The sequence below is a fragment of the Gordonia jinhuaensis genome (assembly GCF_014639795.1).
GTDB lineage: Bacteria > Actinomycetota > Actinomycetes > Mycobacteriales > Mycobacteriaceae > Gordonia_B > Gordonia_B jinhuaensis.
This window is the reverse complement of sequence record NZ_BMGC01000002.1, coordinates 178,687-191,719: the sequence shown is the minus strand read 5'-3', so window position 1 is coordinate 191,719 and position 13,033 is coordinate 178,687. Positions and strand designations below refer to the sequence as shown.

Sequence of the window (13,033 nt, the reverse complement as noted above, 5' to 3'; positions counted from 1 at the left end):
ACTGAGGACAGTTGACGGCCGTCATGACGAGGGCGGATCGTCGAGGAGTTGTCGGCCCTCGGTCGACTCGACCTCGCCGGTCTCCTCGCGCGCGCCGTCCTCGTCGTCGGGGCGCAGGTGCTCGGGCGGCCAGTCCAGGCTCGCGAGCGGGTCCGCGACCGTCAATTCACTGGTCCCCACCGGGAATGTGCGCACCGGCCCCGGTCCGGTCAGTCGGGTCTCGAAGCGCACCGTCACGACGCCGTGTCCGCTCCCCTGCACCCATCCGTGCCCGAACTCGGGATGGCGGACATCGCGGCCGGCCCGCAGGGCGTCGGTGCGGGGGTCGCCCTTCTGCACAGACGACAGGTCGACGCGAGCGGAATCATCCCGGTATCCGTGCTCGCCGCGCTGCCCGCTGTCGTCTGGTTTCCCGCTGTCGCCTGGTTTCCCACTGTCGTCTGGTTTACCACTGCCGGCATCGGAGGCGTCCGCACCGGATCCGACCCCGGCACGCTCAGCGGCCCGGGCGTCCACGTCGCCCACCGGCGCGAACAGATCGAGCTGCTGGTCGGCCGACAGACCCGTGAAGCCCACTCCCACAAGGCGAACGGGACCGATGTCGAGCGGGTCGAGCGCGAGCCGGGCGGCTGCTGCGGTCAGGACCGGGAGTTCGATCGTTGCCGCGGCGAGAGTCGCCGACCGGGTGAGAACCGACATGTCGGACTTCTTCAGTTTGAGGACCACGGTGCGCGCCGCACGACCATCGGCGAGCAGACGTCGATGCGCCGACGATGCCGCGGCCACGATCGCGGGATGCAACTGCGCCATGGTGGTGAGGTCGTCGGCGAAGGTCGATTCGGCGCTGATCTGTTTGGCCTGTGCGCGTTCGGCGACCGGACGATTGTCGATCCCGTTGGCCAGCTGATGCAACGCCGGGCCCACCGTGGCCCCGAGCACCGAGGCCACCTCCGGGTCCGACAGCGCCGCGAGCTGCCCGATGGTCTCGATCCCCAGTCGTTGCAGACGATCACCGGCCACCGGTCCGATCCCCCACAACTTCCGCACCGGCAGCGGCGCGAGAAAACTCCGGTCGGTGCCCGGGTCCACCGCCACCACACCGTCGGGTTTGGCCATCCCCGAGGCGATCTTCGCAATCTGTTTGCCGCCGCCGAGTCCCACCGATGCCGCCAGGCCGGTGTCGCGGCGCACCGCTTCGCGCAGTTCCTCGGCGAAGGCGATGGCCTCCTCGCGCCCGGCGCCGTGAAGCACCTCGGGCTCGGCGAACGCCTCGTCGAACGACAGTGTCTCCAGCACCGGAACGAACGATCGGATGACGCCGAAGACCCGCCGACTCACCACGTGGTAGACCTCGCCGCGCGGCGGTACCACTACGGCCCCGACCCCCACCAGTCGACGCGCCTGGTGCATCGGCATCGCCGAGCGCGCACCGAAGACCCTGGCCTCATAGCTGGCTCCGGCCACCACCCCACGGCCACCCGTCCCACCCACGAGAACGGGCCGGCCACGCAACGTGGGTTTGGTGAGCTGCTCGACCGAGGCGAAGAAGGCATCCATGTCGATGTGCAGCACCCATCGCGCGGTGGAGGTGGGGCCGGCGACGATCACTCACATGATCGTAGAGAAGGGTCGCGCAGACCCGAACGTGGCGCGACGGCGCACCAGACTCATGCCGATGCGGCGGTGCCTGACGGGATGACGGCGAACACCGGGACGGTGTCGAGCGCCGAACGGAAGTCGGCGTCAGCGGAATCGGCCGACAGCGGGGACGGCAGGAATCGACCGATCTCCCACCCCCATCGACGGACATACTCGCGCAGCACGGCCACCGCCCGGTCGTCGCCGGGATCGAGTTCGATCGCCGTCACAGCACGCACCGTGCGACCTGACCGCAACACCACGTGATCGGCGACGCGCACGTTGCGGACCCACTGGGTCAGCCCGCGCGGGGACACCAGGTACTCGGCGCCACCGACGGTGACCGGATTCACCGGAATTCGCTGCAGCGCACCGGTTTTCCGTCCGGTGACCTCGAGTGTCTGAGCACCCGCCGGTCCCATTCCGCGATCGGAGAACCAGCGGACCGCGCGGTTGAGGGCCCCTTCGATCGGCCCGGCGGGCTCGACATATCGCGTGTCGGTCATGGCATCTCCCACAGTTCAGAGAGCAGTGCTCTCGGTTGACGTGGGTCCAGCCTCTCACGCCAACCGAAATTGTCAAGAGCAGTGCTCTCGTTTGTGCACGATTGCGACCACACGGTCGGCCACGATTTGGCTGACCTGCGCAATCGGTTGACGAGGGCAGGGTTGGGGGGTTATCACTGTAGAGGCCCTCACGGGCCGCACTTCGCTAGGCGAGGCTCCTGTACGAACACAGGCCACTGATCCGACGACGTCGAGAGACGCCCAGGGTTAGGACAGATCTCCCCGGATTAAGGGGTGATCCAAAGTGGCTTCCGCCGGTTCACACCGGCGGACACGTCGTCCAGTGCCAAAGCTCTGACGAGGAAGTGCCCCCGGCGCAGTCGCGCCCGAGTCCTTCCCCTGCGTGGTGTTCCCGTGTGTGTCCGTTGCACCGAGTCGTGCGACGAAATGATGCCCGCGCGCATTCCGAGCAACGAGGAGGTGAGTGACGATGCCCGACGGTGACCATCCCCCGTCCGATCCGGCCAGACGGCCGATTCCCTTCACTTCCACGGAGACTCGATCATGTTCGTCATCACACTGGCAACCCGCACCCAGACCGCCGCTCGATCCTGCGTGAGCTGGGTTCACCACCGCAGCAACCTGACGCCGCAAGAGCGCCACAATCTTCGGCTCTCGACCACGCCGGTCGCGGTGATCTCTGCGTCGATCGGTGCACACCCCAACCACGTCACCGACCGCGCACACGGCGGGCAGCTGCGCTACCGGTGAGCCAGCACCACCCGATCATTGTCGGCACCATCTGATCATTGTCGAACCTGCTCGCCGACAACACTTTCCGAGGTGCTACCGCATCAACTCAGAGACGATGTGATGCGGTAGCGCCGGCGAGCGGTGTCCGTCACGGCCGGTCATGTCCTGCGCTGCGCAGAGCGCGTTGAGCACAGCCTCTTCGACGGCGTATGCGGTGGCGGCGTACAGCTCGTCCATCCGGTTCCACGGCATGGTGTCCACCGTCGCGATTTCGGCCTCGTCCGCCGGCGTCAGCGGCATCCCGGTGGTCGAGGGCCGATCGTTGGCTGTCGAGAAGGCGAGGAACAGATCACCGGAGAACAGCGATCCCGTAGTACCGGTGCGGGCCAAGCCCATCGGGACGCGGCGGGCCATCGCGGCGCACTGCGCCGAGTTGACCGGGGCGTCGGTCGCGACGATCACGATCACCGAACCGGCACCGCCGGGAACGGTGACCTCGCGCTCGAACCAGTCCCCGGTCTCCATGGGGTTGTCCACCTGCGCCAGCTGGCCGACAGGGACTCCGGTGATGGTCAACTCATGTCGCGAGCCGAAGTTCGCCTGCACGAAGGCGCCGACGGTGAAGGTCCGGCTGCCGAACTCGACCACCCGCGATGAGGTCCCGCTGCCCCCTTTGAAGCCGTAGCAGTTCATACCGGTCCCGCCGCCGACATTGCCCTCGGCGACGTCGCCTCCGGTGGCCGAATCCAGTGCTGCGCGAACGATTTCGGGGGTGACGTGGTTGCCGTTGATGTCGTTGAGGTAGCCGTCCCAGGTCTCCGCGCACACCGGCAGCAACCATTGCCTGGCCAGCATGGGGTCCACCTGGTTGATCCACTCCACGACGCCGGTGTGGCAGGCGCCGATGGCGTGGGTGTTCGAGATCGTGACGGGCATCGTGAACTCGCCGACCTCGTTGATCCAGTGCACGCCGGTCATCTCACCGTTGCCGTTGAGCGAATAGAACCCTGCGGTACACGGCCGTCCGACACCGGCACGACCACGCGGCAGGATCGCGGTGACGCCGGTGCGAACCGGTCCGACGCCCACGTCCAGTGGGCCCTCACCGGCAATGATCGTCTGGTACCCCACTTCCACACCCGCGACGTCGGTGATGGCGTTTCGCGCACCCGTCGTCCCGAGTGGCTGGACTCCCAGATCCCTGATACGCGTGGTCATTTCACTTCCCTTTCACTACGCTGTCCCAGCTCTGCGCACCCGGTGGCACTGCGCGCGTAGGACGTGATGAGCTCGACCGCCCGCCGATAGGACAACGAGCCGTTGGCGCTGATGATGTGCAGGCCGTAACCGTCCTCGAGAGTGACCAGATTCGCGGCGATATCCATCGAGGGGGCAGTCAGCACGAAATGTCCTTGCGCCACACCGACATCGATGATGCCCATGTAGAGCGACACCTGCTTGTCGTAGAGCGCGGTGATGAGGATCGAGTGGTCGCCACGGAAACCCATGTGCGCATCGAGCCGGTACAGCGCGGTGACCAGCGCGTCGTCGGACGTCTGCGGGAGTCCGGTGGCGATCATGGCCGACAACCGGTCTCGTGCGTCGGTGAGCCCACCGACCATCGTCAGGCGTTCGGAGAAGAACCGCGCACTGGCAAGTCGATGGACCTCCATCAGGAGGTTCTCGAAGCTGTCGAAGTAGTAGTGCACGGTGCCGGTGGACACGCCGGCGATCGAGGCGATGTCGGAGATCCGCAACGAGGCGATCCCCCGGTCCCTGATGGCGACGAGTGTCGCCGCCACGATCGACTCGCGCGCCGCCGCCTGATCCTTCCGCCGTGCCATCGTTCCCCCGTGTTGATACCTGCGTTAAAAGAAAATTACGAGATCTCACTGCCGTTGACAAGCGATGATACACAATTCTTTGATTGTCCAATCAAAGAAAGGTTGGCCATGACCGAACTCGACCCGCGTCTGGAATCCTCCCCCGGCATCTCCTATCAACAGCAGCTCTCGCGCAGTCTCACCATGCGCGAGAACATCCTCATCACGCTCTCCTCGGTCACACCCGCCTCGAGCGTGTTCATCATCATTCCGACCGTTCTGCTCGCGGCGGGCGGCGCCTCGGTGCTGACGATGGCCATCGCCGCGGTGGCCGCGGTGTTCGTCGGGATGTGTTACGCCGAGCTCTCGGCCACCTATCCGGTCACAGGTGGCGAATACACCTGGGCCGCACGCCTCCTCGGCCGACCGATCGGATTCGCACTGTTCCTGCTGGCACTCGTGAGCGGTGTGCTCATCATCGGCGTGATCGCGCTGGGAACCGGCGAATATCTCGGGGTGGCCTGGTCGGCGTTGTCGGGCAAGTGGATCGGAGTGGGCGTCATCGTCGTGACGACCGTGGTCGCGATCCTCAACATCCGGACGAACGCGTGGGTCACCGGAGTGTTCCTCGTGGTCGAGATCCTCGCCGTCACCGTGCTGGCCTTACCATCCACGTCGAGCGCGGGCCGGCCGAGTTCTTCCATGCGCAGACGATGTCGGGAAACGACCTCACCGCAGTCGGTTTCACCGGACTGGTGACCCTGCTGCCGGTCGCACTGTTCGCCTACAACGGGTACGGCGCGGCCGTCTACTACGTGGAGGAGACCAAGAACGCCGCAAGACGATCGGCCGGGTGATCATGATGTGCCTGGCCGTGACGGTCGCCGTCGAGATGATCCCGCTGATGGGTGTGGTGCTGGGCAGTCCGTCCATGAAGGATCTGCTGTCGTCGGACTCCCCGATGAACTACTTCCTGACCGCGCGTGGCGGTTCGACGCTCAACGTCGTGGTGAGCGTGGGTATCGCGATCGCGATCATCAACGCGGTCATCGCGATCATCCTGCAGATCGCCCGCCTGTTGTTCTCCTCGGCGCGCGACCGCTCCTGGCCCGATCCGGTGGACAAGGTGCTCGGGTCGGTACACCCCACGCTGCACTCCCCCGTCGCGGCAACGCTGGTCGTCGGAGCGATCGCCGCGGTCACCGCGGCCTTCGTCCCGCTCAACTGGCTGATCACGGCGACGGGCGCCAACGGCGTGATCGTCTATCTCGTGGTCGCACTCGCCGCACTTCGCTTGCGCCGCAAGGGTGGCGCGACCAGTCGCGGCTACCGGATGCGGTGGTGGCCGCTCGCACCCGTGGTGGTGATCGCCATCTGCGGGTACATCATCTACTCGATGATCACGCCGTCCACCTGGACTCAGCTCGCCGTCGCCGTGGTGACGATGGCCATCGGCGTCGTGTACTACCTCGCCTACCTGCATCCACGCCGCGGTGATCGCTGGACACTGCCCGATCCGATCCACGAGGACGAGATCGACGAGGCCGGCAAGACCACAGCGGCGTGAGGTGATGGTGACGCGGCAGAATCGAGGCCATGACGGTTGTGGCGCTGATCGGGCCGCCTTGTGCCGGTAAAACATCGGTGGGCTGGGAACTCGCCGACATGACCGGTTCGGTGTTCGTCGACATCGACGACATCGGTGACACCTACTACCGCGAGGTCGGCTGGGACGTCGGGCGATTGCGAGCACGCAGCCTCGATATCGGACGGCTCGCAGCCGAACGCGAGTGGGAACCGGCGCGGGCGCATGCCGTGGAACGGCTGATAGCCGACGCGCACTCGATCGAGCGCGGCGCCGGGCGCGATGTCGTCATCGCACTCGGCGCCGGGCACACCTCGTACACGAGGGCAGCGCCACGCGACGCGGTCGCACGAGCACTGTCCTCCGTCGATCAGGTGGTCTACCTGACCCCGTCGCTCGATCCGGGTCGCGCGCTCGAGGTCCTCTGCCCGAGGGTGCATGCGGATCGCCCAGCCTGGGGTACAGGGCACCACGCCTTGGTCACCAACTGGGTGAGCGATCCTGCGGTTCGCGCGCTCGCCACCGTCGCAGTAGAGACGGGTGAGGATGAGCCCCGCGCAGTGGCCACGAGAATCAGTGCACGCCCCAGTAATTAATTCAATACTTGATCGTATCGATATTTGCTCGTATCGTTACGCCATGCCAGCCTCACCTGACCCTCCGAGGCGCGCCGGGCGGCGACTCGATCGATCGCGTGACGCGGCGATCCTCACCGCGACGCTGGAAATCCTGGCAGAAGTCGGCTACGAGGCGACCACGGTCGACGCGGTCGCGGCGCGGGCCCACACGGTCCGCGCCACGGTGTACCGGCGCTGGCCGACGAAAGCCGACCTGGTCGTCGCCGCGGTGGGCCAACTCGGCGCCACCGACACGGTGACAGCGGGCACGCCCGACACCGGGACGCTGCGCGGCGACTTGCTCGCGTCGATCATCCCCATGACAGCCGACGAGCAACAACTTCGCATCGATGTGATGACCGCTGTCGCAGATGCGGGACGGACTGAACCCAAGATCGCAGCGCTGAGCGTCAATGCGGGACTCGATCCGTGGGTGCAGGCGAGCAAATCCCTGTTCCGACGAGCGATCGACCGCGGCGAGTTCCCGCCGGGGGATATAGACACGCTCGCGTCGGTGATCCCGACGATGTGCGTCTATCGAATTGCCGTCGATCGGCTCCCCGTCACGCGCGCGTTCGTGATCACCCTCGTCGACGACGTCGTCCTGCCCGCCCTTCGAGGCCGAAGTGACGGGCATCCACACTCACACCCATCCCTGCCAGGAGATCCATCGTGACCGACACCATCACAGCCCACCTGAACTTTCGCGGGCAGGCACGGTCAGCCCTCGAGTTCTACCGCACGGTTTTCGGAGGTGACGTCACCATTGCCACCTACGCCGATACTCATCAGGCCGACGATCCAGCGCAGGCCGATGCGGTTGCATTCGGGCAGCTCACCTCACCCACCGGCCTTCGTCTCCTCGCCTACGACGTACAGACCGCCAAACCGTATGACCAGGGGCGCAACAGTTTCTACCTCGCGCTACACGGCGACGATCCGGTCGCCACGCGATACCAGTGGGACCGCCTCATCGAGCGTGGGTCTGTGCTCACACCGCTGGGTCCCAGCGCATTCGCGCCGCTCTACGGCATGCTCACCGATCGGTACGGTGTCACGTGGATCGTCTCGGCAGGCTAGTGACCGTGAGGCCGAGTCCCGACCAGCTGTCGTCGACGACGAGCAGACCCGGGAGAGCGCCGCTCTCGTCGTGACACACTGACATGGTGACGTCGGACAGGCGGGGCACTACCCGCGCGCAGACACGCGAGAACACCGAACGCCTGATCCTCGAATCGGCCCGGAGGCACCTCGCGACCGACGGGCCCGCGGGGTTGTCGTTGCGAGCCATCGCGCGCGACATCGGGGTGGTGTCCTCGGCGGTGTACCGCTACGTCGCCAACCGCGACGAACTCCTCACGAAGCTGCTGGTGGAGGGATATACCGATCTCGCCGACGAGGTGGCGGCCGCGATCGGACGTGTCGGCGACGGGTCGGCGCGCGAACGGTTGCAGGCGGCGGCCAATGCGATGCGCGCGTGGGGCGCCGCCGACCCGTCGCGGTGGGCACTGCTCTACGGCAGCCCGGTACCGGGCTATTCCGCACCCGCCGAGCAGACCGGCGATCCGGGCACCCGGGTCATCGCGATGATCCTCGGTGAGATCGCTGCCGCCGAGGCGGCTGGCGCACTGCACATCGACGCTGCCGACACCGACGACCTGCATTCCGAGTTCGGCGCAATCCGAACGGAATTCGACGCTGATCTCTCGGATTCCGCACTGTTGGTGGCGATGTCGCTGTGGGCGACGGTGATCGGGGCGATCAGCCTCGAGGTGTTCGGCCAGTACGGCGCGGACACCTTCGACGACCCCGCCACCCTGTTCGACGCGCAGATCGCGCGGCTCCTCGCCTCGGTGATCGACTGACTCGTCCGCAGCGTGTTCTGGTCGGCGGACCCGACCACCGGATCGGTGCGGCCAACCGACGTCGCGGCCGACCGCACCGGTCGCCGGTCACACCTTGCTGATCATCGCGCGCACACCGTCGCCGATGTCGACAGCGCCCGGACCCAGATCCGTCTGCGCATCGACGATGTCGAACTCGACGGCGAGGATCTCACCGGCGATGAGGTCACGATGACGACGAGCCCACTCGACGTGCTCGGCAGGCACGGCGATCGTCACCGCGATGCGGTCAGAGACATCGAGTCCGGCGTTACGCCGCGCGTCCTGCAACTCACGCACGCGGTCCTTGGCCCACCCTTCGGCCTCCAGCGTCTCGTCGAGGCTCGTGTCGAGGACCACCAGACCACGGCCACCGGGCAGCTCCGCAGTCGAATCTGGCTCCTGCGCAACGAGTTTGCGGGTGTACTCGGTCGGTAACAGATCGATGCCGTCGGCACTGACCACCTGTTCGCCGTTGTCCTCGCGCACCGACCAGTTGCCCGACTTCACCGCCTTGATCACCCGCTGGACATCCTTTCCCAGCCGCGGGCCGGCGGCGCGGGCGTTCACCGCGATCTCGACGCGTCCGTACTGCTCGGCGTCGGGTGACAGCGTCACCTTCTTGACGTTCATCTCCTCGGCGATCAGCTCGGTGTAGGGCGCGAGACTGTCAGCGGCCGGCGAGGCGATCGTCAACTCGTGCAACGGGAGTCGCACACGCAGCTTGTTGGCCTTGCGCACACTCGACGCGGTCGAGCACACCGCCTGCACGTCGTCCATCGCGGACACCAGATCGGCGTCGCGCGGCAGCTCGGATTCGGCGGGCCAATCGGCCAGGTGCACCGACCGACCGCCGGTGAGTCCTCGCCAGATGGTCTCGGTGGCCATCGGCAGCAGCGGCGCGGCCAGACGACTGGCCACCTCCAGCACCGTGTAGAGGGTGTCGAAGGCGTCGGGGTCGGCGTCTTGACCGGCCCAGAAGCGCGCACGCGATCGCCGCACGTACCAGTTGGTGAGCGCCTCGCAGAACTGCCGGAACTCCTCGCAGGCACCGGCGATGTCGAACCGCTCGAGCTGATCGGTCATCGCGTCGCGGGTGGCGGCGAGCTTGGAGAGGATGTAGCGGTCGAGTAGGTTCTGCGAGTCGGTTCGCCACGTCGCCGGCCGGTCGGCGTACAGCGAGAAGAACGAGTAGGCGTTCCACAGGGGCAGCAGGGCCTGCCGAACGCCCTCGCGGATCCCCTTCTCGGTGACCACGAGGTTGCCGCCGCGCAGCACCGGCGAGGCCATCAGGAACCAGCGCATCGCATCGGATCCGTCGCGGTCGAACACCTCGTTGACGTCGGGGTAGTTGCGCTTGGACTTGCTCATCTTCTGCCCGTCGTCGCCGAGGACGATGCCGTGGGCGATGACACTCTTGAACGCCGGGCGGTCGAACAGCGCGGTGGCCAGGAAATGCAGGTTGTAGAACCAGCCGCGCGTCTGCCCGTTGTACTCGACGATGAAATCGCCTGGGTTGTGCGGCTTCTCCGCGTCGGTACCGTCGAACCAGTCGGCGTTCTCGAACGGATAGTGCACCTGCCCATAGGGCATGGATCCGGACTCGAACCAGCAGTCGAGAACCTCGGGGACGCGGCGCATCGTCGACTGGCCGGTCGGGTCGTCGGGGTTGGGCCGGGTGAGATCGTCGATGTAGGGCCGGTGCAGGTTGTCCGGGCGCACACCGAAGTCGCGTTCGAGTTCGTCGAGTGACCCGTAGACGTCGGTGCGCGGGTACTCCGGGTCGTCGGAGATCCACACCGGGATCGGCGCACCCCAGTAGCGGTTGCGGCTGATGTTCCAGTCCTTGGCCCCTTCGAGCCACTTGCCGAACTGGCCGTCGCGGATGTGCTCGGGCACCCAGGTGATCTGCTTGTTGAGCTCCACCATCCTCGCCTTGATCGGGTCGACCGCGACGAACCAGGACGGAACGGCCATGTAGATCAACGGCTTTCCCGACCGCCACGAGTGCGGGTAGGAGTGCTCGATGGTCTCGTGACGCAGGATGCGGCCGGATGCCTTGAGGTCTTTGATGATGGCTGGATTGGCGTCGAAGACCTGCAGCCCCTCGTAGTCGGGCACCAGCGAGGTGAACTGGCCACCGGGATCGAGGGGCTGCACCACCTCGATACCGTTGGCGGTGGCCACATCCATATCCTCTTCACCGAATGCCGGGGCGAGGTGCACCACACCGGTACCGGAGTCGGTGGTGACGTAGTCCGCGAGCAACACTCGATGCGAATTCGGATGGCCGGCAAAGTAATCGAACGGCGGCGTGTAGGTGAGTCCCTCGATCTCGCGACCGGTGTAGGTGCCCAGCACCTCCGGTTGCGCGCCGAGTTCCTTGGCGTAGGCCGACACGCGTGCCGCGGCGAGCAGGTACTCGGTGCCCGGTCGCGCGCTGTCGTCGCCGGTGCGCACATGCACGTAGTCGACATCCGGATGGACGGCGATCGCGAGGTTGGACGGCAGCGTCCAGGGAGTGGTGGTCCAGATGAGGGCGTTCACGCCATCGAGCGGCGAACCCGGTGCGGTGATCGGCATGGTGACGGTGACGGCCGGATCCTGCCGCATCCGATAGGCATCGTCGAGTTTGGACTCCTGATTCGACAGCGGGGTCTGCTCGTACCAGGAGTACGGCAGCACCCGATAGCCCTGATAGACCAGCCCCTTGTCCCACAGACGTTTGAACGCCCACATCACCGACTCCATGAAGTCGATGTCGAGGGTCTTGTAGTCGTTGTCGAAGTCGACCCACCGTGCCTGACGGGTCACGTAGTCGCGCCACTCGCCCGTATAGCGCAGCACCGAGGTGCGGCAGTAGTCGTTGAACTCGGCGACACCCATCTTCTCGATCTCCGACTTGTCGGTGATCCCGAGCTGGCGTTCGGCTTCGAGTTCGGCGGGCAGCCCGTGGGTGTCCCACCCGAAGCGCCGCTCGACCTTCTTGCCGCGCATGGTCTGGAACCGCGGGATCAGGTCCTTGACGTAGCCGGTGAGCAGGTGGCCGTAGTGCGGTAACCCGTTGGCGAAGGGAGGTCCGTCGTAGAAGACGAACTCGGGGGCACCGTCGCGGTTGGCGATGGACGCGCGGAAGGTGTCGTCGGCATCCCAGTACTCGAGCACGTTGCGTTCGAGGTCGGGAAACGACGGGGTGGCGGTGCCCGATCCGCCGGTCAGATCGACCAGCGGATAGGCGCGGGTGTGTGCGGATGCGCCCTCGCTCTGGGGCGTGCCCTCGCGGGTCGGCAGGTCAGCCACGGTGATACTCCTCGTGCCAGTGCGTACAGATTGCATGTCGGCACGGGGACGATGCGGATGCTCGGCGCATCCGACCGCGGTACCACCCCGCTTGCGCTCGCCGTGGCGAACGCCTCTCACACCGCCGGTCGCGAGGAACGGAGGTCGGTGGCTGTGTCGGGCCACACCCGCCCGGTTCTACTGAGGATCACCGTGAGGGTGATGCCCGTTCTTCCGGATGCTCCCCGGTGATGGCCGGATCAACGCGTCTGCCTGCCAGTGTAGAAGACGTCGAGAGCAGCGACGAGCGCGAGGTCCTCAGTCGTCGTCGCGCGTATGGCGATGGCGTCCGAACCGGTGCGCGGAAGCGGCATCGTCGGCACCCGGGCTCGACGCGTTCCCCTCGGACGCCGTGTGATCTGCAGCCTCGTCACCCGGCATCTGCTGGTCGGGCGGGCCGGGGTCGGGCCGGGGTTCGCTGCGGCTGCCGGTATCCCGGTTCTCCTCGGCGTCGGTGATGGCCGCGAACCGATCGGTGTCCTCGAAGGGGTCGATCTCGCCGGCGAATGGGTTGTCGTCGTCGAAGCGTTCGGTGCGCGTCTGGCTGCTGCGACCCTCGTCCTCAGCCTCGGCGGTCCCGTCACCGGCCTGCGAGTCCACATTCGCCGAGGCGGTGGCCGATCTACCGTTGACCTCGCCGCCGTCACCGTCGCCGTCACTGCGGTGGGCGTGTCCGATGCCCAGCATGTCGGCCACCAGGAAGCCGATACCGACCACGCAGATCACGATGCAGGCGATGGCCAACCAGAGTGTGCCGGTGAACAACGCGATCACCAACAGCGCAAATCCGACAAGGGTGGCACCCAGGGCCAAGAGGAGCATGTGTCAACCACCTCCGCTCACTCGCCGGCCCGCAGGCCGCCCCCTCACGGACACTCATCCGCATGAC

14 protein-coding genes and 1 riboswitch are annotated in these 13,033 nt (G+C 66.5%); of the genes, 8 read left to right on the top strand and 6 right to left on the bottom strand.

Features of this window, described 5'->3' with window-relative positions:
* Positions 1-21: 21 nt before the first annotated feature.
* The gene (locus tag IEW22_RS02205; RefSeq protein ID WP_188585031.1) at positions 22-1,557 is read right to left on the bottom strand and encodes a DNA polymerase IV; all 1,536 of its coding nucleotides are present in this window, start codon (positions 1,555-1,557) and stop codon (positions 22-24) included.
* Between the two features lie 110 nt (positions 1,558-1,667).
* Positions 1,668-2,144, bottom strand: a complete 477-nt coding sequence (locus IEW22_RS02200) for a nitroreductase/quinone reductase family protein (RefSeq protein ID WP_188584942.1) — start codon at positions 2,142-2,144, stop codon at positions 1,668-1,670.
* Positions 2,145-2,338: 194 nt separating this feature from the next.
* Positions 2,339-2,516: riboswitch (M-box (ykoK) riboswitch) on the top strand.
* A 192-nt stretch (positions 2,517-2,708) separates the two neighbouring features.
* On the opposite strand from IEW22_RS02200, the gene IEW22_RS02195 reads away from it, so the two are divergent.
* Positions 2,709-2,915: a hypothetical protein gene (locus IEW22_RS02195; protein ID WP_188584941.1), complete on the top strand. Its 207-nt coding sequence runs from the start codon at positions 2,709-2,711 to the stop codon at positions 2,913-2,915.
* A gap of 75 nt (positions 2,916-2,990) precedes the next feature.
* On the opposite strand, the gene IEW22_RS02190 is transcribed toward IEW22_RS02195, so the two are convergent.
* On the bottom strand, positions 2,991-4,115 hold the full coding sequence (locus IEW22_RS02190; protein WP_188584940.1) for a DmpA family aminopeptidase: 1,125 nt from the start codon (positions 4,113-4,115) through the stop codon (positions 2,991-2,993).
* Positions 4,112-4,741, bottom strand: coding sequence for a TetR/AcrR family transcriptional regulator (locus IEW22_RS02185; protein WP_188584939.1), 630 nt, complete (start codon positions 4,739-4,741; stop codon positions 4,112-4,114). The genes IEW22_RS02190 and IEW22_RS02185 overlap by 4 nt, the downstream gene beginning before the upstream one ends.
* Positions 4,742-4,849: 108 nt before the next feature.
* Here IEW22_RS02185 and IEW22_RS19955 point away from each other — a divergent pair, with 108 nt between their 5' ends.
* The 7 genes from IEW22_RS19955 (at position 4,850) to IEW22_RS02160 (ending at position 8,787) form a co-directional block, all read left to right on the top strand.
* On the top strand, positions 4,850-5,479 hold the full coding sequence (locus IEW22_RS19955) for an APC family permease (protein WP_229742097.1): 630 nt from the start codon (positions 4,850-4,852) through the stop codon (positions 5,477-5,479).
* Positions 5,434-5,577: a hypothetical protein gene (locus IEW22_RS19950; RefSeq protein WP_229742096.1), complete on the top strand. Its 144-nt coding sequence runs from the start codon at positions 5,434-5,436 to the stop codon at positions 5,575-5,577. The genes IEW22_RS19955 and IEW22_RS19950 overlap by 46 nt, the downstream gene beginning before the upstream one ends.
* A 17-nt stretch (positions 5,578-5,594) precedes the next feature.
* Entirely contained in the window at positions 5,595-6,287 is a 693-nt protein-coding gene (locus tag IEW22_RS19945; protein ID WP_229742095.1) for an APC family permease, read from the top strand.
* Positions 6,288-6,316: 29 nt separating this feature from the next.
* A complete protein-coding gene (locus IEW22_RS02175) occupies positions 6,317-6,901 on the top strand; it encodes an AAA family ATPase (protein ID WP_188584938.1) in 585 nt (194 codons plus the stop codon).
* Complete coding sequence (locus IEW22_RS02170) at positions 6,852-7,598, top strand: TetR/AcrR family transcriptional regulator (protein WP_229742094.1); 747 nt, start codon at positions 6,852-6,854, stop codon at positions 7,596-7,598. The genes IEW22_RS02175 and IEW22_RS02170 overlap by 50 nt, the downstream gene beginning before the upstream one ends.
* A complete protein-coding gene (locus IEW22_RS02165; protein WP_188584936.1) occupies positions 7,595-8,002 on the top strand; it encodes a VOC family protein in 408 nt (135 codons plus the stop codon). The genes IEW22_RS02170 and IEW22_RS02165 overlap by 4 nt, the downstream gene beginning before the upstream one ends.
* A gap of 83 nt (positions 8,003-8,085) precedes the next feature.
* Complete coding sequence (locus tag IEW22_RS02160) at positions 8,086-8,787, top strand: TetR/AcrR family transcriptional regulator (protein ID WP_188584935.1); 702 nt, start codon at positions 8,086-8,088, stop codon at positions 8,785-8,787.
* Positions 8,788-8,874: 87 nt separating this feature from the next.
* Here IEW22_RS02160 and ileS read toward each other — a convergent pair whose 3' ends face one another.
* Both ileS and IEW22_RS02150 read right to left on the bottom strand, forming a co-directional pair.
* A complete protein-coding gene (ileS, locus tag IEW22_RS02155; protein ID WP_188584934.1) occupies positions 8,875-12,141 on the bottom strand; it encodes an isoleucine--tRNA ligase in 3,267 nt (1,088 codons plus the stop codon).
* Between the two features lie 261 nt (positions 12,142-12,402).
* Complete coding sequence (locus IEW22_RS02150; RefSeq protein ID WP_188584933.1) at positions 12,403-12,966, bottom strand: hypothetical protein; 564 nt, start codon at positions 12,964-12,966, stop codon at positions 12,403-12,405.
* Between the last annotated feature and the right edge of the window lie 67 nt (positions 12,967-13,033).